20 protein-coding genes and 1 pseudogene are annotated in these 19,928 nt (G+C 61.6%); 19 read left to right on the top strand and 2 right to left on the bottom strand.

The features are described 5' to 3' along the window. Positions 1-63: 63 nt before the first annotated feature. The 5 genes and pseudogenes from BGI27_RS15145 to BGI27_RS15130 form a co-directional block, all read left to right on the top strand. Positions 64-1,536, top strand: a pseudogene (locus BGI27_RS15145) (type I secretion system permease/ATPase); the annotation flags it as partial. Between the two features lie 94 nt (positions 1,537-1,630). Then, on the top strand, positions 1,631-2,821 hold the full coding sequence (locus BGI27_RS15140; RefSeq protein ID WP_223871837.1) for an HlyD family type I secretion periplasmic adaptor subunit: 1,191 nt from the start codon (positions 1,631-1,633) through the stop codon (positions 2,819-2,821). Between the two features lie 6 nt (positions 2,822-2,827). Further along, positions 2,828-2,968: a hypothetical protein gene (locus BGI27_RS18255; protein ID WP_223871836.1), complete on the top strand. Its 141-nt coding sequence runs from the start codon at positions 2,828-2,830 to the stop codon at positions 2,966-2,968. 76 nt (positions 2,969-3,044) lie between these two features. Then, the gene (locus tag BGI27_RS15135) at positions 3,045-4,349 is read left to right on the top strand and encodes a tryptophan--tRNA ligase (protein ID WP_095525661.1); all 1,305 of its coding nucleotides are present in this window, start codon (positions 3,045-3,047) and stop codon (positions 4,347-4,349) included. 276 nt (positions 4,350-4,625) lie between these two features. Next, the gene (locus BGI27_RS15130) at positions 4,626-6,407 is read left to right on the top strand and encodes a M61 family metallopeptidase (RefSeq protein ID WP_095525660.1); all 1,782 of its coding nucleotides are present in this window, start codon (positions 4,626-4,628) and stop codon (positions 6,405-6,407) included. An 89-nt stretch (positions 6,408-6,496) separates the two neighbouring features. On the opposite strand, the gene BGI27_RS15125 is transcribed toward BGI27_RS15130, so the two are convergent. Next, positions 6,497-8,068 (bottom strand): inorganic phosphate transporter, encoded by a 1,572-nt coding sequence (locus BGI27_RS15125; protein WP_095525659.1) that lies wholly within the window; start codon positions 8,066-8,068, stop codon positions 6,497-6,499. Positions 8,069-8,374: 306 nt separating this feature from the next. Between BGI27_RS15125 and BGI27_RS15120 the strand changes: the two genes are divergently transcribed. The 3 genes from BGI27_RS15120 (at position 8,375) to BGI27_RS15110 (ending at position 11,780) form a co-directional block, all read left to right on the top strand. Beyond that, on the top strand, positions 8,375-9,061 hold the full coding sequence (locus tag BGI27_RS15120; protein ID WP_095525658.1) for a bifunctional 4-hydroxy-2-oxoglutarate aldolase/2-dehydro-3-deoxy-phosphogluconate aldolase: 687 nt from the start codon (positions 8,375-8,377) through the stop codon (positions 9,059-9,061). A gap of 86 nt (positions 9,062-9,147) precedes the next feature. Further along, on the top strand, positions 9,148-10,248 hold the full coding sequence (locus BGI27_RS15115; RefSeq protein ID WP_095525657.1) for a sugar kinase: 1,101 nt from the start codon (positions 9,148-9,150) through the stop codon (positions 10,246-10,248). A gap of 236 nt (positions 10,249-10,484) precedes the next feature. Then, entirely contained in the window at positions 10,485-11,780 is a 1,296-nt protein-coding gene (locus BGI27_RS15110) for a hemolysin family protein (RefSeq protein ID WP_095525663.1), read from the top strand. Here BGI27_RS15110 and BGI27_RS15105 read toward each other — a convergent pair. Then, positions 11,761-12,375, bottom strand: coding sequence for a helix-turn-helix domain-containing protein (locus BGI27_RS15105; RefSeq protein WP_223871835.1), 615 nt, complete (start codon positions 12,373-12,375; stop codon positions 11,761-11,763). The genes BGI27_RS15110 and BGI27_RS15105 overlap by 20 nt on opposite strands. A gap of 94 nt (positions 12,376-12,469) precedes the next feature. Here BGI27_RS15105 and BGI27_RS15100 point away from each other — a divergent pair, with 94 nt between their 5' ends. From BGI27_RS15100 to BGI27_RS15060, 11 genes are all read left to right on the top strand, one after another. Continuing rightward, a complete protein-coding gene (locus BGI27_RS15100; protein ID WP_095525656.1) occupies positions 12,470-13,672 on the top strand; it encodes a benzoate/H(+) symporter BenE family transporter in 1,203 nt (400 codons plus the stop codon). Positions 13,673-13,826: 154 nt separating this feature from the next. After that, the gene (locus BGI27_RS15095; RefSeq protein WP_095525655.1) at positions 13,827-14,531 is read left to right on the top strand and encodes a hypothetical protein; all 705 of its coding nucleotides are present in this window, start codon (positions 13,827-13,829) and stop codon (positions 14,529-14,531) included. A gap of 97 nt (positions 14,532-14,628) precedes the next feature. Beyond that, the gene (locus BGI27_RS15090) at positions 14,629-14,880 is read left to right on the top strand and encodes a YecH family metal-binding protein (protein WP_095525654.1); all 252 of its coding nucleotides are present in this window, start codon (positions 14,629-14,631) and stop codon (positions 14,878-14,880) included. 198 nt (positions 14,881-15,078) lie between these two features. After that, complete coding sequence (locus BGI27_RS15085) at positions 15,079-15,942, top strand: NAD(P)-dependent oxidoreductase (RefSeq protein WP_095525653.1); 864 nt, start codon at positions 15,079-15,081, stop codon at positions 15,940-15,942. 382 nt (positions 15,943-16,324) lie between these two features. Next, positions 16,325-16,696, top strand: a complete 372-nt coding sequence (locus BGI27_RS15080) for a response regulator (protein WP_095525652.1) — start codon at positions 16,325-16,327, stop codon at positions 16,694-16,696. Positions 16,697-16,720: 24 nt separating this feature from the next. Further along, a complete protein-coding gene (locus tag BGI27_RS18250) occupies positions 16,721-17,224 on the top strand; it encodes an Hpt domain-containing protein (protein WP_223871834.1) in 504 nt (167 codons plus the stop codon). A 9-nt stretch (positions 17,225-17,233) separates the two neighbouring features. After that, a complete protein-coding gene (locus tag BGI27_RS18245; RefSeq protein WP_223871833.1) occupies positions 17,234-18,010 on the top strand; it encodes a chemotaxis protein CheA in 777 nt (258 codons plus the stop codon). Next, entirely contained in the window at positions 17,974-18,660 is a 687-nt protein-coding gene (locus BGI27_RS18240; protein WP_223871838.1) for a chemotaxis protein CheA, read from the top strand. Before BGI27_RS18245 ends, BGI27_RS18240 begins: the two co-directional genes overlap by 37 nt. Then, entirely contained in the window at positions 18,657-19,121 is a 465-nt protein-coding gene (locus BGI27_RS15070) for a chemotaxis protein CheW (protein ID WP_095525651.1), read from the top strand. The genes BGI27_RS18240 and BGI27_RS15070 overlap by 4 nt, the downstream gene beginning before the upstream one ends. A 39-nt stretch (positions 19,122-19,160) precedes the next feature. Continuing rightward, a complete protein-coding gene (locus BGI27_RS15065) occupies positions 19,161-19,829 on the top strand; it encodes a PAS domain-containing protein (protein WP_095525650.1) in 669 nt (222 codons plus the stop codon). Then, positions 19,822-19,928, top strand: a 107-nt coding sequence (locus BGI27_RS15060) for a transposase (protein WP_141239830.1), incomplete at its 3' end; no start/stop codon positions are given. The genes BGI27_RS15065 and BGI27_RS15060, both read left to right, overlap by 8 nt.

Genomic DNA, 19,928 nt, shown 5'->3' with positions numbered 1-19,928 from the left:
GAAAAACAGTATTTCATGAAGCTCGGGGCTGTCTAGGAAACCCGGGGCGATTCAGTCTTTGCACATACCACCAGCCGTATCGACGTCGAACTGGGCGCACGCCTGTTTCGCCACCTGCTCGGCCTGCCAATGGCCTATTTCCAGGCACGTCGGGTCGGCGACTCGGTCGCGCGTGTGCGTGAGCTGGAAAACATCAGAGCCTTTCTCACGGGCAATTCAGTCACCCTGGTACTGGACCTTTTCTTCTCGGTCGTCTTCATTGGCGTGATGCTGCTCTACAGCGGCTGGCTCACCCTGATCGTGATCCTGTCGCTGCCGTGCTACGCCCTGATCTCGGCACTGATCATTCCGGTGCTGCGCGGACGCCTGCAGGAGAAATTCAATCGCGGCGCGGAGAACCAGGCTTTTCTGGTCGAGACCATCACCGGCATCGACACGGTAAAGGCCATGGCGGTCGAACCGCAATGGACCCGCAAATGGGACCAGCAGCTTGCAGCGTATGTCTCGGCAGGCTTTCGTACCGTTTCGCTGAGCACCCTGGCCAATGCCGGCGTCAGCCTGGTGGGAAAGCTCGTCACCGTGCTCACGCTCTACTTCGGCGCCAAGCTCGTGATCGACGGCAAACTCTCCATCGGGCAACTGATCGCCTTTAACATGCTGGCCGGGCATGTTGCCCAGCCCGTGATGCGGCTCGCCAATCTCTGGACCGACTTTCAGCAAACCGGCATCTCGGTGCAGCGTCTGGGCGACATCCTCAACACACGTACTGAAACAGCCAATGCCAAAAGCAATTTGCCTCCTGTTAAAGGGCAGATCGTCTTCGATGCGGTGAGCTTCCGTTATCGCCCTGAAGCACAACCCGTATTGCAGGATGTCAGCCTTAGCGTTCAGCCTGGTGAAGTCATCGGCATCGTTGGCCGCTCAGGATCGGGGAAGAGCACGCTGACCAAGCTTGTGCAGCGTCTCTATGTGCCCGAGCGTGGCCGGGTGCTGATCGATGGCGTCGATCTCGCGTTGGCCGATGCCTCCTCGCTACGTCGGCAGATCGGTGTCGTGCTTCAAGACAACATGCTCTTCAACCGCTCAATCCGCGACAACATCGCCCTGACCGACTCAGGCGCCCCTCTGGAGGCCGTGCTGCACGTGGCACAACTGGCGGGCGCGCATGAATTCATCACCGAACTGCCCGAGGGTTACGACACCATTGTCGGCGAGCATGGCTCCACGCTTTCTGGCGGACAACGCCAGCGTCTGGCGATCGCGCGCGCCTTGATGAGCAACCCGCGCATCCTGATCTTCGACGAAGCCACCAGCGCGCTCGACTATGAATCCGAGCACATCATCCAGCAAAACATGAAGGCCATCTGCAAGGGGCGCACCGTCCTGATCATCGCGCATAGACTCTCCGCCGTGCGTGACGCCCACCGCATCATCGTCATGGAGCGCGGGCAGATCGTAGAAGAAGGCACGCACGCCGTACTGACTACACGGGACGGCGGGCATTACGCAAAACTTCATCGTATGCAACAAGGGTGATCGAATGACCCTGAGGCTCAGAATTCAAGCGGCATCCGATTTGTTCAAACGTTACTCGGCAGTCTTCAGGCAAGCCTGGGAGCAGCGACATGCGATGGACGGACCGGGCTTCACGCGTGCTCAGGCTGAATTCCTGCCGGCGGCCCTATCCTTGCAAGCAACACCGGTATTCCCCGCGCCTCGCGTTGCCATGTGGCTATTGATTGCCTTTGCAGCCTGCGCTCTATCCTGGGCCATCTTTGGCCGGATGGACATCGTTGCCACCGCCTCCGGCAAGATTGTCCCGGGAAGCCGCACCAAAACCATTCAGCCCTTCGAGCGATCCACCATCAAAGCCATCCTTGTTAGTGACGGGCAGCATGTCCGTGCGGGCGATGTCCTGATCGAATTCGACGCAACGATCACCGCTGCCGAACGGGACCGGCTGAATCGCGAACTGGTGGCAGCACGCTTACAGGTCTTGCGTGCTCAAGGCATGCTGGCCTTGTTGGACACGGGGCGCATGCCCGTATTGCTTCGCCCCGAAGGCACTCAAGAAGCACTGTGGCAGGAAACGCTGAGGCTGCTTGACGGGCAGTACCGGGAATACGCAGACAAGCGCGCCAGGCTTGAAAGCGATGTCACCCAACGAGAAGCCGAGCTGAGGTCGACGCATGAACTGGTACGCAAATTGGAGCAGACAGCGCCTATCGTCCAGCAGCGGGCTGAAGACTATCGAAACCTTGCAGACAAGAACTTCATCTCTCGGCACGGCTATCTGGAAAAAGAACAGGCCCGCATCGAGCTGGAGGCGGATCTGGCGACGCAGCGTAGCCGTCTGACGGAAATCCTCGCGTCCCTGCGGACAGCCAATGCCTCACTGGCGGCTCTTGCATCCGAAACACGGCGCATCCAGTTCGACAGTGTGAATGAAGGCATGCAGAAGGCCGACAGTCTGGCGCAGGAGCTGCGCAAGCCCGAATCGCGCAACCAGCAGAATGTGCTGAGCGCGCCAGTGACAGGAACGGTACAACAACTGGCAGTCCACACCATCGGTGGCGTAGTGAAAGAAGCCGACCCGCTCATGCTGGTTGTCCCGGACGAAGAGTCGGTCGAGATAGAAGCCATGCTGGAAAACAAGGACGTCGGATTCGTGCGTGAAGGGCAGGAAGCCGAGGTCAAGATCGAGACTTTCCAATACACCAAGTACGGCACGCTTCCTGCCCGTGTCGTATCCGTTTCGAACGACGCGATCAACGACGACAAGCGCGGTCTGATCTACGCAACCCGCCTCAGGCTGGATTGAGCTACCTTGCAGGTCGATGGCAGGGAAGTTCGCCTGTCTCCCGGCATGGCGGTCGGCGTGGAAATCAAGACGGGAAAGCGGCGCGTCATCGAGTATTTCCTCTCCCCGCTCATGCAGTATCAACATGAAAGCCTCAAGGAACGGTGATGATCTTGGGCATTTGTTTGAAGTGAGCGGGTAAACTCCCGCTCTCTGCGGCTATACAAACCCACCGAATCCGATCATGTCCTTGCGCGTCCTCACCGGCATCACCACCACCGGCACTCCCCACCTTGGCAACTATGCCGGCGCGATCCGCCCGGCGATCGCCGCCAGCCGCCAGAGCGGTACCGAAAGTTTCCTCTTCCTGGCCGACTACCACGCCCTGATCAAGTGCGACGATCCGGCGCGCATCCTGCGCTCACGGCTGGAAATTGCCGCAACCTGGCTGGCTGTTGGGCTGGATACCTCGCGCGTCACCTTCTACCGTCAGAGCGACATCCCCGAGATCCCCGAACTGAACTGGCTGCTCACTTGTGTGACCAGCAAGGGCCTGATGAACCGGGCGCATGCCTACAAGGCGGCAACCGATGCGAACGAGGCCGCCAGCGAGGAAACCGATGCCGGCGTGACCATGGGCCTGTACTGCTATCCGGTGCTGATGGCGGCGGACATCCTGATGTTCAAGGCGCACAAGGTGCCGGTGGGCCGCGACCAGATCCAGCACATCGAGATGGCACGCGACATCGCCCAGCGCTTCAACAACCTCTTCGGCAATGGCCGGGATCTGTTCGTGCTGCCCGAAGCTGCCATCGAGGAAAGCGTGGCTACGCTGCCCGGGCTGGACGGCCGCAAGATGTCGAAGAGCTACGACAACACTATTCCACTGTTCGAAGGCGGTGCCAAGGCCCTGAAGGCCGCTGTGGCCCGCATCGTGACCGACTCGCGCCTGCCTGGCGAGCCGAAGGATCCGGACAACAGTCATCTCGTGACCCTGTTCGATGCTTTTGCGCAGCCTGCCGAGCGCGAGGCTTTCCGTGCCGACCTGCGCGCCGGGCTGGCCTGGGGCGAAGCCAAGCAACGCTTCTTTGACGTGCTGGAGCGCGACATCGCGCCGATGCGCGAGAAGTACAACGACCTGATGAGCAAGCCCGAAGCGATTGAGGAAATCCTGCAGGAAGGGGCGCGCAAGGCCCGTGCGACCGCCGCGCCTTTGCTGGCGGAGCTGCGCGAATCCGTGGGCTTGCGGCAGTTCAACGCCTTGCCGGTGGCTCCCGTGGCCGTGAAGAAGGAGAATGCCGCGCCACAGCTGCCGGTGTTCAAGCAGTACCGCGAGGCGGATGGCCGGTTCTACTTCAAGCTTTCCGCCGCCGATGGCCGTCTGTTGCTGCAAAGCCAAGGCTTTGAGCAGGGGCGCGAGGCCGGCCAGTGGGTTGGCCGCCTGAAAACCGAGGGCGGTGCGGCGCTGGGAGAAGTGCCGGCCAGCCTTGGCGAAGGGGTGGAGGCCGACGAAGTGGCGGCGGCACTGGCGCTGTTTGCACAGGCGTGATGGGTAGATGAGCGGTCCGCTTTGGTTGCTAGGCCTGAACGCTGTACAGGTGCAGCCTGTGTTTCGTGGACCTTGGTTCGCTCCTTCGAAAAGCAGGCAAGCGGGTTTCGTAGGAGCGGCTTCAGCCGCGAATGAAGTGGAGGATTCGCGGCTGAAGCCGCTCCCACATAAGCCCCGTAGCCCGGGCCGTGTGCCCATGCGGTAATCGTGCCGATGTTTTGCGGCCGGCGGCAAAGCTTGTCACACTCCAGACTTTCCCGTTCGAGCTGATCCGCCATGCCCGCTCCCGTCGAATATCGCGTCGAGATTCACGACGCGCATGCCCACCTGTTCCGTGTCTGCCTGAAACTGGCTGAGCCGAGGGCCGAAGGAGAGTCTTTCAGCCTGCCTGTCTGGATTCCAGGCAGCTACATGATTCGCGAGTTTGCGAAGAACATCATCGAGATCAAGGCCAGCCAGGGTGGCCGACCAGTAAGGCTGGAGAAGCAGGACAAGCACAGCTGGCGCACGGCACGCCTGAAGCCGGCCCTGCCGCTGGAAGTTGAGACCTTGGTGTATGCGTGGGATCTGTCCGTGCGCTGCGCGCATCTGGATGCCAGTCATGGCTTCTTCAATGGCACACAGCTGTTCCTGTGTGTGGCCGGGCGTGAGCATCAGTCCCATCGCGTTGAAATCCAGCGCCCGGAGACCCCCGGCCTTTCGCGTTGGCAACTTGCGACTACCTTGCCGGCGGCTGGCCGGCGCAGCGTAGACAAGACCGGTTTCGGCGCATTTGAGGCGGCCGATTACGACAGCCTGATCGATCATCCGGTGGAAATGGGTGAGTTCCAGCGTGTGCATTTCACGGCGGCCGGCGTGCCGCACGAAATGGTGGTCACCGGCCGGGTGCGTTTTGATGCGCAGCGGCTGGCGGCTGATCTGCAGCGCGCTTGTGAGGCGGTGATCGCCTTTTTTGGCGAAACACCGCCGCCGTTCCAGCGATATCTCTTTCTGACCATGGTGGTCGGCGATGGCTACGGCGGTCTGGAGCATCGCGACAGCACCGCGCTGCTGTGCTCGCGCAATGATCTGCCAGTGCCAAGCGACACAGGGACCAGTGAGGCCTATCGTGGTTTCCTTGGTTTGTGCAGCCACGAATATTTTCATGCCTGGAACGTCAAGCGCATCAAGCCGGCGGCTTTCCTGCCCTATCGCCTGGATGTCGAGAACCATACCAGCCTGCTGTGGGTGTTCGAAGGCTTCACGTCCTATTACGACGATTTGGCACTGCGTCGCGCGGGGCTCATCAAGCCGCAGGAATACCTTGCGCTGCTGGCCAAGACGATTACCGCAGTGGAGCGCAATCCGGGGCGCTTGCGCCAAAGCGTGGCCGAATCTTCATTCGATGCCTGGACCAAGTATTACCGTCAGGACGAGAACAGCCCGAATGCCATCGTCAGCTACTACCAGAAAGGCTCACTGGTTGCGTTGGGGCTGGATCTCACCTTGCGTGCGCGTAGCGAGGGAAAGAAGTCACTCGACGATGTGATGCGCCTGCTGTGGCGTGAATACGGCCAGACCGCACAGGGCGTGGGCGAGGAAGAAATGGCGGCGATCATCCTCCGGGCAACCGGGATCGAGGTGCGGCGTGAGCTGGCCCGCTGGGTGGATGGCTGCGAGGACGTGCCTCTGGTGCGCCTGCTCAGGCCGTTCGGCGTGCAACTCACGTACAAGGCCGGCGCCCGTCTTACGGGGCTGGGCCTGCGCACCCGCGCCGAAGGCAATGTCGTGCGCATCGCCAATGTGATCGAGGGCGGCAGTGCTCAGGTTGGCGGGCTTTCCGCAGGTGATAAGCTGGTGGCATTGAACGGGCTGCGGGTGACGGCGGGCAACCTCGATAGTCTGCTGGCGCGCTGCCAGCCTGGCGAATCGCTGCAGTTCGTCGCTTTCCGGCGCGACGAACTGTTGCAACTGCAGGTGGCACTTCGCGCACCTGCGCAGGAAGAATGCATGCTCACGCCATTGGAGCGGCCTGCGCCTGCCGCGCGGAAGCTGCTCAAGGGCTGGCTGGGAGGCTGAACGCCATCGCCCGGGGAAAGGCCCACATCATTGCGGGCCTGTGACTGGTGCAGGGCAGGCTTCGATTTCGCATGTGAACGAAACAGGAATCAGCCCTGGATGCCCCGGATCATGTAGAAGAACAGAGCCGCCAGCACGGCGGAGGCCGGTACCGTGATCACCCAGGCAGCGGCGATGCGCTTCATCTGCGAGCGTTTGACCAGCTCCTGCTTGTAGACCTTGCGCAGGCCCTTGCGCTCCATCTTCGAGAAGTGCGCGGGATCCATCTGCTGTTTGGCCCGGACTTTCAGATCCTTCAGCATGCGGCCCTTGTCATCGATGGATGCGGCTTCGAAGCGCGCCAGAAAAGCATCGATGGCGTCCTGATCATCTTCCGGGTGGTGATCCTTGATCTCGGCCACCATGGTTGCGTAGCGCTTCTTCAGGTATTCGCGCAGCAGGCCCACGCCGAATACCCCGCCCACTGCGATGTGCGTGGAGCTGACGGGCAGCCCCATCTGGCTGGCGACGATCACGGTCAGCGCTGCGGCCATGGCGATACAGTAGGCACGCATCTGGTCCAGCTCGGTGATCTCTGAGCCCACGGTGCGGATCAGCTTGGGGCCGAACAGGCAAAGGCCCACGGAAATGCCCAGGGCGCCAATCATCATCACCCACAGAGGAATCGAGGCGGTGCTGGCTATGCCGCCATGATGGGCGAGGGTATCGACGATCGCCGCGAGCGGGCCGATGGCATTGGCCACGTCGTTGGAGCCGTGGGCGAAACTCAACAGGGCCGCCGAGAAGATCAGGGGCACGGTGAAGAACTGGTTCACGCTCTGCTTGGTGTTCGGTATGCCGGCGGCGCGCCGGTGGATGTAGGGGCGGGTGATGAAATAGGCTGCCAGCCCGAGAAGGCCGCCGTAGAGGTTGGCGCTCAGGAAATCGATGTTCCAGATGAGGTTCAGTCCTTTGAGCAGCACGTAGGTGGCGAAGGTCCAGGTCATCAGGGCGATCAGCAGGGGTACCACGCGTCCGGCAGCCTGCGCCATGTCGGTCTGGTAGGTGATGCGGCGCTTGATGATGAACAGGCAGGCGGCTGCCACAATGGCGCCCAGGATGGGCGAGATAACCCAACTGAGCACGATGGTGCCCATCGTGCTCCAGTTGGCGATGCCCGGGCCTGCGGCGGCAATGCCGGCGCCCAGCACTGCACCGACGATGGAGTGCGTGGTGGATACCGGCGCGCCCACGGCCGTGGCGATATTCAGCCAGACGGCACCTGCGAGCAGTGCTGCCATCATCAGCCAGATGAAGGTGTCGGGGTCGGCAATGCCGGCAGGGTCAATGATTCCGTTGCGGATGGTGCCCACCACTTCGCCTCCAGCGATCAGCGCGCCGGCGGCTTCGAAGACCGCCGCGATGGTCAGGGCGCCGAACATGGTCAGGGTCCGCGAACCGACGGCCGGCCCAACGTTGTTGGCCACGTCGTTGGCGCCGATGTTCATCGCCATATAGGCCCCGATGACGGCGGAGATCACCAGGACAGTGCCGGACCCCTCGAGGCTGAAAGCGAAGAGCATGATGCCCAGCAGGAACAGAAGGCCAAGCCCCAGCCGCAAAACGTCCTGGCTGGTCTTGCGCGATGCCTTCTCGATGTGACTGATGTTCTTAAGGTCCACGACTGGGGTCCGGAGTTTTCGACAGGCGCGGATTGTTGCAGAAATATTTCAGCCACACACCATTGCGGTGCAGTAAGCGGCGATCCGGGGCGTGCTTTGCATTGGGTCAAACAGGGCTGCCGGCTGACGTGCCATGATCGCGAAGCTCGTGTGGCTGGCCTTGCCAGCCAGGTTGTACAAGGACTGTCTGCATCGCATCCGGGGGGCTGACTTGAGCCTTCGTCTGGATTGCGGGACAATTACGGGCTTGTCGTACCTTGCGTCGCACGTCCGTGGCGACGCTTCATCATTTCAGGAGATTTTTCGATGGCTGCAAAAGACCGTATGGCCGTTCTGGCCGCGATGATGGATCAGTCGATCATCCCCGTGTTCTACGATCCGGATGTCGAAGTCTGCAAGAACGTGATCCAGGCCTGTGCCAACGGCGGTGCCAAGTGCATCGAGTTCACCAACCGCGGTGATTTCGCCTCTCACGTCTTCTTCGAAGTGACCAAGCACTTCGCCAAGGCTGATCCGTCCGTGATCATGGGCGTGGGCTCCATCGTCGAAGCCCCGACTGCTGGCATCTACATCGCCAACGGTGCCAAGTTCATCGTCGGCCCGATGCTGAACGCCGAAGTGGCCAAGGTGTGTAACCGCCGTGGCATTCCCTACAGCCCCGGCTGTGGTTCCGCCACCGAAATCGGCTACGCGCAGGAACTGGGCTGCGAGATCGTCAAGGTCTTCCCGGGTTCCTCCGTGGGCGGCCCCGAGTTCGTCAAGGCCGTGATGGGCCCGATGCCCTGGACCCGCATTATGCCCACCGGCGGTGTTGAGCCGGATGAAGCATCGCTGCGCAAGTGGTTCGGCGCCGGCATCGTCGCCTGTGGCATCGGCTCCAACCTGATCACCAAGGAACTGCTCAAGGCCAAGGACTACGCCGGCATCGAGAAGCGCGTCGCCGAGACCATCGCCCTGGTCAAGAAGATCAAGGCTGAACTGGCTGCCAAGTAATCCAGGAATGCCTGAGGGCCGCCCCGCGTGAGCGGGGCGGCCCTTGGTATGTCAGATACATCCACCCTATCGAGGAAACAAGAGAAATGGCTGAACTGAAGATCAAATCCGCCGCCGAGACCAAGTGGGACTGCGTGTCCTTCGGTGAAGTGATGCTGCGTTTCGACCCGGGCTTCGGCCGCGTGCGTAATTCCCGTACTTTCCAGGTGTGGGAAGGCGGTGGCGAGTACAACGTCGCCCGTGCCATGCGCAAGTGCTGGGGCAAGCGTGCTGCTGTCGTCACCGCGCTGCCGAAGAACGATCTGGGCTGGCTGGTTGAAGACTTCATCATGCAAGGCGGCGTGGACATGTCCCACGTCATCTGGCGCGATTTCGACGGTCTGGGCCGCAACACCCGCGTCGGCCTGAACTTCACGGAAAAGGGCTTCGGCATCCGTCCGGCTCTGGGCTGTTCCGACCGTGGTCACTCCGCTGCTTCGCAGATCCGCCCGGGTGAAGTGAACTGGGAAAAGCTGTTCGGCGAAGAAGGCGTACGCTGGTTCCAGACCGGTGGCATCTTTGCCGCGCTGGCCTCCAACACCGCTGAAGCCGTTCTGGAAGCCGTTGAAGTGGCCCAGAAGTATGGCACCGTCGTGGCCTATGACCTGAACTTCCGCGCTTCGCTGTGGAAGAGCCAGGGCGGCAAGGAAGGCGCTCAGAAGATCAACCGCGAAATCGCCAAGTACTGCGACGTGATGATCGGCAACGAAGAAGACTTCACCGCCTGCCTGGGCTTCGAAGTGGAAGGCGCCGACGAGCACCTGACCAACATCGAAACCGATGGTTTCAAGAAGATGATCGAGACCGCCGTCAAGGCCTTCCCGAACTTCAAGGTGGCTGCCACCACGCTGCGCAACGCCAAGACCGCTTCGATCAACGACTGGTCCGCACTGGTCTGGTACGACGGCAAGATCTACGAATCGATGAAGCGCGACAACCTGGAAATCTATGACCGCGTAGGCGGTGGTGACGGTTTCGCTTCCGGTCTGGCCTATGGCTTCCTGGAAGGCAAGGGCCCGCAGGCTGCCGTCGAGTACGGCGCAGCTCACGGTGCGCTGGCCATGTCGACCCCGGGTGACACCTCCATGGTGCGCGTGGAAGAAGTTGAAGCCGCGATGAAGGGCAAGGGCGCTCGCGTCATTCGCTGAGCTTTACGCATAGCGCTACTGCGCGGGCGAAGCTTGAGTCTGTGATGCTTGCCGCCAGTACGGCTGCGCTTCTCGACCCAAGCTTCACCCGCTCGCTACGCGCTCTGCGCAAAGCTGATGGCTGGGTGGTAAAAGGAAAAAGCCCGCAGGCGTTTGCTTGCGGGCTTTTTGTTTGGGCCGGCGGGGTGGAGGCGCCTGATAGACTTCCGGCATCCTGAGTCGGAGCTTTGCACAAGATGATCCATCCTGCCTGGCTGCTGCTGGCCCTGGTGGTCGCCAGCGCATTCTTCTCCATGTCCGAGATCGCCTTCGCTTCGGCGCGGCGTTATCGCTTGCAGCCGCTGGCCGATGACGGGGATATCCGTGCGCAGGCGGTACTGCGCCTGCAGGAGACGCCGGGCGACGTGCTGGCCGCGGTGCAGATCGCCAATAACGCGATCGCGATCCTGGCGGGCGTGGTGGGCGACGGTCTGTTCTCGCCGCTGTTCGAAAGCTGGATGTACGCCGCCGGTGTGGAGTTCGAACTGGCGAGAAGCCTGGGCTTCACACTGTCCTTCCTGCTGACGGTGCTGGTCTTCATCGAGTTTTCGGATCTGATTCCGAAGCGTCTGGCCATGCTCTGGCCCGAAGCTGTTGCCTTGCGGCTGGCGGCGCCCTTGCGGGTGAGCCTCCGACTGTTGCGGCCGGTGGTGTTTCTGGTGAATGGCTTTGCCGGACTGATGTTCCGGCTCTTCGGTTTGCCGGCAAGCCGGGATGACGGCATCACCGCCGTGGAACTGGTGGCGCTGGCGGATGTGGGGGCGGAGGCTGGTACGCTGGGACGCAAGCAACACCATCTGCTGGAAAACATGATCGGGCTGGAAGGGCGCACCGTGGGCGCGGCGATGACGCCGCGCGATCAGGTGGTGTTCATTGCCTGCACCGAGTCGGAGGCTGACATCACGAGCAAGCTGGTGATGCAGCCGCATTCACGCTACCTGTTGTGCGAGGACGGTATCGACAGCGTCTTCGCCTGCCTGGATGCCAAGGATCTGTTGCGCGTGGTGCTGGTGGAGTCTCCAGCGAACCTGGGCGCTTCGTTGCGCCAGACGGCCAATACCAACCTGCTGCTGGTGCCGGACACGCTTTCCATCCTCGATCTTCTGGAGCGCTTCAACGAAACGCGCGAGGATTTCGCCGTGGTGGTGAACGAGTATGCATTGGTGGTCGGGGTGATCACGCTGTATGACATTGCCAGCCAGCTCGTGGATGGCGTGGCCCTGGATGATCGCCAGGGCTGGGTGGTGGCGCGCGACGAGAACTCCTGGCTGCTCGACGGCCAGACGCCGCTGGCCGACGTGCGCAAGACCGTGGGCATCGAATACTTTCCCGGTGAGGAGGGCTACGAGACCATTGCCGGCTTTCTGATGCACATGCTCAAGCATGTTCCCAAGCGCGCGGAGTTCGTGGAATACCAGGGGTTCCGTTTCGAGGTGGTGGATGTCGATCATTTCAAGATCGACCAGATCCTGCTTACGCGCCTGCCGGGCTGATGTCCTGCCCGTGCATGGCCGGGTAATGGATCAGGTTGTGGCATAGCGCAGGCTCATCGCTGGAGTTGCGGTAGCCATGCGGCCGGTCGGCTGCGAAGCGTACGGCGTCACCCGCCTGCAGGCGATGCCATTCACCTTCGATCAGCACTTCCATGCTGTTCTCGATCACCACGATGTGCTCGACCACGCCCGGTGCATGTGGCTCGGATTCGCGTGTGTAGCCTGGTGCCAGGGTGAGCTCCAGCCATTCGAAACCCACGCGGGGTTCGAAGGGGAAGAGGGGGGCGACCAGCATGGGGTCGCTGGCCGGGCGGGCACGCACCGCGTCGGCGTTGCGGAAGATGGCTGGCCCGGAAGCGGGTGGAGGCGCGAGGAAACTGGACAAGGAGCAGCGAAAGCCGGTGGCGATCTTCCATAGCGTGGCTACCGTGGGGCTGGATTTTCCCCGCTCGATCTGCCCCAGCATGGCCTTGCTGACGCCGGTTTCCTGCGCGGTCCGATCCAGGCTCCAGCCGCGTTCGCTGCGCGCATCGCGCAAGCGCTGGGCAAGCTGACGATTGACATCGGGGGCCTCTTTTTCTGACGTGTCATTCATTTGTGCGACTCCAGCTTGTGCGCTATTGCGCACATCTGTTAGGCTTGGTTTGTGCGCTATAACGTACAAAATTATCAGATCAAGAGGTGTCGTCGTGAGCAATCCCCCTGGCCTTGCCTTTCCCCGCTTCGCCTTTTCCCATCTGGCCGCGGGCTTCATCGCCGTGCTGGTGGGCTATACCAGTTCGGCGGCCATCGTCTTCCAGGCTGCGGGCGCGGCAGGCGCCACCCCGGCGCAGATCGCGTCCTGGCTGTGGGCGCTGGGGATCGGCATGGCGGTGACCTGCATCGGTCTGTCGCTACGCTATCGCGCACCCGTCCTGACCGCCTGGTCCACACCTGGTGCTGCACTGCTCGCTGGCAGCCTGGCCGGGGTGCCGATGAATGAGGCCATCGGGGCTTTCCTGTTCTCTTCCGCACTGCTCACGCTGGCGGGCGCCACCGGTTGGTTCGAGCGCATCATGCGCCATGTGCCACAGTCGCTCGCCACAGCCATGTTGGGTGGCGTGTTGTTGCGTTTCGGGCTGGATGTGTTCATTTCCTTGCCGGAGCAGCTCTCCCTGATCGGTACCATGCTGCTGGCCTTTCTGCTGCTGCGTCATACCGTACCGCGTTACGCAGTAGCGCTGACGTTGCTGGTCGGCCTGGTGATCGCAGGAGGGCAGGGGGCGATCCATGTCGAGCAGATACAGCTGGCGTTCGCACGCCCGGTCTTCACCCTGCCATCCTTCTCGTTTGGCAGCCTGATCGGTGTGGGCATCCCGTTGTTCATCGTCACCATGGCTTCGCAGAACGTTCCCGGACTGGCGGTGTTGCGCGCCAACGGTTACTCGACGCCAGCCTCCCCGCTGATCGGCTGGACAGGTCTCACCGGTCTGCTGCTTGCGCCTTTCGGTGGTTATGCCTACAACCTCGCGGCGATCACGGCGGCGATCTGCATGAGCCCGGATGCCGATCCCGATCCCGCCCAGCGCTACCGCGCGGCAGTTTGGGCAGGCGTCTTCTATCTGTTCACCGGCTTGTTGGGCGCGACGGTGGCCAGTCTGTTCGTGGCTTTCCCGCATGCCTTGATTCTCACGGTCGCCGGTTTGGCCTTGCTTTCCACCATCGGCAACAGCCTTGCCACTGCGTTGAAGGATGAGGGCGAGCGTGATGCGGCCTTGCTGACCTTCCTTGCTACTGCGTCCGGCCTGAGTCTGGGTGGCATCGGCAGTGCCTTCTGGGGGCTGGTGTTGGGGCTGGCGGTGAATCTGCTGAATATCAGGCGCCGGCGGCGTCTGGCCGTGGGGGCGCGTTGAGACGGAGCATCATTGGCGCAAGCCGAAATCCAGGGTTTTCAGGCCCCGGCCTGCGCCGGGATGACGCCGATTTGACTGACAAGCATCAGGGCGTAGGCGTGGCTTCAGCCGGACGCCTGGCCGCGCCAGGCCATCGGCTCTATGCTCTGCATCCATGAACCGACTCCCCGCAAGCCAGTTTCTCGACGATGCCGGCCTGAATCGCCAGCACGTATTCGATCTCGCCGCGTTGCCTGCCGATCTGCTGGCGCCGCTGCAACCCAGGGCGCACGAGTGCCGGTTGATCCTCTTCGGTCATGCGGGGCGGCGTCTTTGGGAATGTGTGCAGGCGGAAGGTCTGCGCCGTGAGCACCCCATCGACGAATACAGCGTACGTACGGTGGAAAGCTGGCTGGCGAATGCTCTGCCGGCCGCGCAGGCACGCTTCGTCTTTCCGGCGGCGCTGGGTACGGTGCAGGTGGGATTGCAGCGCCTGGGAGCATTGGCCGGATGGCATCACGCAGCACCGTTCATGGTGGGCGTGGATGCGAAATGGGGCAGCTGGTTTGCCTATCGCGCGGTGATCCTCATCGACACAGCCCTGCCGGTGAGCGAGCCGGAGGATCTTGGCCATCCTTGCTCTGGCTGCAAGGAAAAAACCTGCATTACGGCTTGTACGGCGGGCGCCCTGACCGAAGGCGTGTTCAACGGGCCTCGTTGCCGCGCCGGGCGTCTGGCCGAGACTTCTCCCTGCGCGTTGGGCTGTCTGGCGCGCATGGCCTGTCCGGTGGGGACCGAGCATCGTTACGAGGAGAGCCAGATCCGCCACAGCGCGGCAGGCTCCCTGGCGGTACTGCGGCGTTATGCCGGGCTGGTGTGATGTCTTGCGGTAGAAGGTTGCCAAGCGTTACGGAGCCGACTGGTCATTGTCTGCGGCAGTAGAATCGTTCCGTTTCATTCCCCCGGAAGTTCCGACCATGTCCGAATCCATCCACGGTCACGCCGTCATGCAGATGATGCTGGAAGGTGACCATCTCTATACGCACGAGAGCCTGTGCACCGCCATCGTGGCACGCTTCGGCGCCGATGCGCGTTTCCATACCTGCAGTGCGGAAGGCATGGATGCCGCCGCACTGGTAGATTTTCTGGCCGAGCGTGGCAAGTTCGTGCCCGGCGAAGGCGGCTTCAATACCACGCCTGAACATATGTGCGCGCACGAAGAACATTGATAACCCGCTCATAGTCTTGCTGCGATGTTGTGATCGGAGCGCATGCGCTGCGTGGAATTCTCATGTATCCACATGCATTCCGGCTCCAGTGCATCGCTCGCTGCAGACTTTGAACAGGTTCTGACATTCCAGCGGAGGCGCTGCGATGGTCCCAAACCACCGCGATCCTCTATCGCTGAACAACAGGAGCATATTCAAATGGCGAAGTACGGTTTTCTGGGTCTTGGCATCATGGGCAGCGCAATGGCTGCCAATCTCGTGCGTGCTGGTTTTGAAGTCACTGTGTGGAACCGCACGGCGTCGCGCTGTGCGCCGCTGGTGGCGCTTGGTGCACGCCAGGCTGCCACGCCGCGTGAAGTGGCGGAAAGCTGTGACATCACCTTCGCGATGCTGGCTGATCCGGCTGCGGCGCTTGAAGCTTGCAGCGGGCCTGATGGTGTGGCTGCCGGCATCGGAAGCGGGCGCGGTTATATCGACATGTCCACGGTGGATGACGCCACCGCACAGACCATCTCGACCTTGATCACCGAGCGCGGTGGCCGCTTTCTCGAAGCGCCTGTGTCCGGTACCAAGAAGCCTGCCGAGGACGGCACACTGATCCTGCTCACGGCGGGCGACCAAAGTCTTTATGACGAAGCCGGTCCGGCTTTCGACAAACTCGGCAAAAAGCGGCTTTTCCTGGGCCCGGTGGGGCAGGGCGCACGCATGAAGCTGGTAGTCAATCTGGTCATGGGCTCGATGCTCGCGGCGCTTGGCGAAGGCCTGTCCTTGGGACTCAAGGGGGGGCTGGACGGCACCCAGATTCTTGAGGTGCTGGATGCCGGCGCCATGGCCTGTCCGATGTTCCGTGGCAAAGGGCCGATGTTGCTGGCCGGTGAAGAATATCCCGCCAGTTTCCCGCTCAAGCACATGCAGAAGGATCTGCGCTTGGCGCTGGAACTGGGTGAATCGCTTGGCCAGAATCTCGCTACCACGGCGGCGAGCAACGAACTCTTCAAGCGTGTCCGCATCGACGGGCACGGTGACGAGGATATTGGTGCGGTCTATCGCGCCATTCGTTGATTCCGTTGTAATTCAGTATCAGCCGGTCCGTGTTGCACGGGCCGGTTTTTTTATGCCTTTTGGTATTGAAATTGATCTGATTGCGCCGGGATTCGTGCTTTTTTCCAACCTTTGCCCTCAAGGGAGGCTGACGGCACGCCACTCGCCTGCTTGAGTGATGTGATGGTCGGCGTATGCCGGAAAGCTTTGAGTCCGGGCACAAGTTGTTTTTGAGTCTGGCAAACATTGGCAGCGTCGGGGTTTCGGGCCAATGCCAGTGCTTCCAGCTGTGCCGCTGGTGGTATGAGCGCATTTGCCGGCGCAGCGGGATGCCCGTTCAGCCATGTCCATTCCGGCTTTATCTCTCCGTTACTGACAGATGCAGTATTTCGGGAGGGGTGAGATGCCCAGGAAGGTTCTGATTGTCGACGACTCGGTCTCGATTCGTCAGATGGTGAGTTTCACGCTCAAGGGCGCGGGATTCGAAACCGATGAGGCGGCCGACGGCAAAGCTGCGCTGGACAAGGCACAAGGGGCTCCTGGCGCCTACGACCTTGTCTTCACCGACCAGAACATGCCGTTGATGGACGGGCTGACGTTGATCCGCAATCTTCGTGCGATATCGAAGTATCAACGTACGCCGATCCTGATGCTCACCACCGAGTCCGGCGACGACATGAAGAACAAGGGGCGTGAAGCCGGAGCGACAGGCTGGCTGGTGAAGCCCTTCGACCCCCAGAAACTGCTGCAGGTCGTTGCCAAGGTACTGCCCTGAGCGGCAGCCGGGAAAGGGAGCCACATGTCCGTAGACCTGTCGCAGTTCTTCCAGACCTTCTTCGAGGAAGCGACCGATCACCTGGCTGACATGGAACGCCTGCTGCTGGCCATGGATATGGACAGTCCTGACAAGGATGACCTCGACAGCATCTTTCGCGCCGCGCATTCGATCAAAGGCGGTGCCGGAATCTTCGGATTCCAGAAGCTGGCAGGGCTGACGCACATCCTGGAATCCCATCTGGATCGTCTACGTAAGGGCACCGCTAGGATGAGCGAGGCTATCGCGGACGAACTGCTGGGTGCGGTCGATTATCTGCGCGCGTTGTTGCAGGCTTGCCGGAGTGGGCAGGATCCGGACGAAGCTGAGTACCGGGCCATGTGCATGCGGTTCGAGCATCTGGGCAATGCGCCGGAGCTGCAGGCTGCTGCGGTGCCGCTGCGCGAGCAGGCCGAGGATGGTTCCTATGGACTCTTCGTGCCTCCGGTTGCCACGGAGATCATCGAAGGTTTCGGGCTGTTTCCTTAATCGGAGGCCGTGCCGGACGACGACGGCTTCGGTTTCTTCGAACCGCTCCCAGCCACTGGCGTGTCGGACGCGGCAGCAGAGAGGGACGAGGGCTTCGGCTTTTTCGATCCTTTGCCGCAGGCCGTTGCATCATCGTCGTCATCGCTATCTCCCACGGTCGCCGCCGAGCTGGCCCCAGCCGTTCCAGCATCTGCCCGGGCGGCAGTCCGGGAGCCTGTCAAGGCTGCTGTGCCGTCCGACTCTGCCTCCATCCGTGTCAGCGTCGAGCGTGTGGATCAACTGATCAATCTGGTCGGCGAACTGGTCATCACTCAAGCCATGCTGGCGGAAGCGGGCAGCTATGTGCAAGGCGGGATCGCCGAGCGCTTGCAGCTCGCTCTGAGCCTGCTGGAGCGTAATACCCGCGATCTTCAATCCTCCGTGATGTCCATCCGCATGCTGCCGATCAGCTTCGTGTTCAACCGTTTCCCGCGGGTGGTACGCGATCTGTCGCACAAGCTTGGCAAGCAGGTGGAGCTGCAGATTCAGGGCGAAGGCACGGAGCTGGATCGCGGCCTCATCGAAAAACTGGTCGATCCGTTGACCCATCTGGTGCGAAACAGCATCGATCACGGCATCGAGTCTGCCGAGACGCGACGTGCGGCAGGCAAGTCGGAGCGCGGCACGGTGGTCCTGCGTGCCAGCCAGCAGGGCGGCAATATCGTGGTAGAAGTCAGCGCGATGACGGTGCCGGCCTCAACCGCGAGCGCATCCTGGCCAAGGCGCAGGAGAATGGTTTACCGGTGAGTGACAGCATGCCGGATTCTGAGGTCTGGCAACTGATCTTCGCGCCCGGATTCTCCACGGCAGCTGAGGTGACCGATATCTCAGGTCGGGGGGTAGGCATGGATGTGGTCCGGCGCAACATCGCGGATCTGGGCGGGCGCATCGAGATTTCGTCAGTGCTCGGGCAAGGGGCGAGCTTCGTGATCCGCCTGCCTCTGACCCTGGCCATTCTGGATGGCATGTCAGTCGCGGTCGGCAGCGAGGTGTTCATCGTTCCGCTGGCCTACATCCTCGAATCCCTGCAGCCGCGCTCGGAGGATTTGCGCCGTGTGGCCGGCAGGGGAGAGGTGGTGCACGTGCGGGGCGATTATCTGCCGCTGCTGCCGTTGGCTCGCCTGTTCGGCCTGCAGGCCAGGCATTCGCCTGAGGACGGCATCCTGTTGCTGGTACAGTCAGGTGACAAGAAGGTCGCTTTGCAGGTCGACGAACTGCTGGGGCAGCATCAAGTGGTGATCAAGAGCCTTGAGGAGAATTTTCGCCATGTCGCCGGTGTTTCGGGTGCCACCGTGATGGGGGATGGCCGTGTAGCGCTGATCCTCGACATCGCCGACCTGGTCGTGACGTCAGCCGCCGGCCTTGCGGCCAGGCATGTCGAGAAGGAGCCCGCATGAACGCAGACATCCGTGAATTCCTCGGTTTCTCGCTCGGTAGTGAAGAGTACGCGGTCGACATCCTCAAAGTGCAGGAAATCCGGGGGTATGACGCAGTAACCCACGTGGTGAATGCCCCGGCCTTCATCAAAGGCGTGATCAACCTGCGCGGCACGATCGTGCCGATCGTGGATCTGCGCATCAAGTTCGAACTGGGCGACCCCGTGTATGACCAGTTCACGGTGGTCATCGTGCTCAGCTTGGCCGGTGGCCGGGTAGTGGGCATGGTGGTCGATGCAGTGTCGGAAGTCGTTGCGCTCGCACCGAACGATATCCGGGCAATGCCGCAGATGGGCTCGGTGGTCAGTGCCGAGTACCTCACGGGGCTAGCCAGTCTGGGCGAGCGGATGATCATCCTGCTGGACATCGAGCGGCTGATGTCCAGCCCGGAGATGGGATTGGTTGAAACGCTTGCCGAGTGATCCTGTTATTCAAACCGAGGTCGATTCGAGGGCCACGCCATGAAAGTCAATTTGCCGGTTACCGACCATGAGGTGCAGTTCGAGGACGATATCCTGATCGTCTCGCGCACCGATCTGAAGGGGAACATCACCTTCGTGAATCGGGACTTCGCCCGCATATCGGGATTCTCGGAAGAGGAGCTGCTGGGCAAGTCGCACAACATCGTGCGCCACCCCGATATGCCTCCAGCGGCCTACGAGGATCTGTGGCGTACGCTGCAAGCCGGCAATCCCTGGGTCGGTCTAGTCAAGAACCGTTGCAAGAACGGAGATTACTACTGGGTCGAGGCCAACATCACACCGGTGCTGGAAAGCGGCCAGGTGGTTGGGTATCTGTCGATACGTACCAAACCCAGCCGTGCAAAGGTCGAAGCCGCCGCCGAGTTGTATGCCCGCATGCGCGAGGATCGTGCTGGTGGCGTCCGGCTCCAGGAAGGGCGGGTAGTCAAATGCAACTGGTGGAACCGTGTGAATTTCGTGCGGCAGGTCCATCAGCGCGCAGGGTTGCGATTCAAGTTCAGCGTGGTCGGTCTGTTGCTGTTCATCCCTCTGGTGATAGCGCTCTGGCTGATGTGGGGCAAGTTCAACGAAACCATTCTGAATCGCCCCCGGTTCACTAGACACTTCGAAGCCTTAAGCTGGCAACCAAGTGGAGGTGTCTATGAGTAGCAAGCGATACACGGAAGAGTTCAAGATTGAAGCGGTCAAGCAAGTGACCGATCGCGGACATAGCGTTGCGGACGTTGCCGGGCGACTGGATGTGAGCAT

The organism is Candidatus Dactylopiibacterium carminicum, assembly GCF_014736495.1.
GTDB lineage: Bacteria > Pseudomonadota > Gammaproteobacteria > Burkholderiales > Rhodocyclaceae > Uliginosibacterium > Uliginosibacterium carminicum.
Note: the sequence above shows the minus strand (reverse complement) of the source record. Positions and strands in the feature narration are given on the sequence as shown.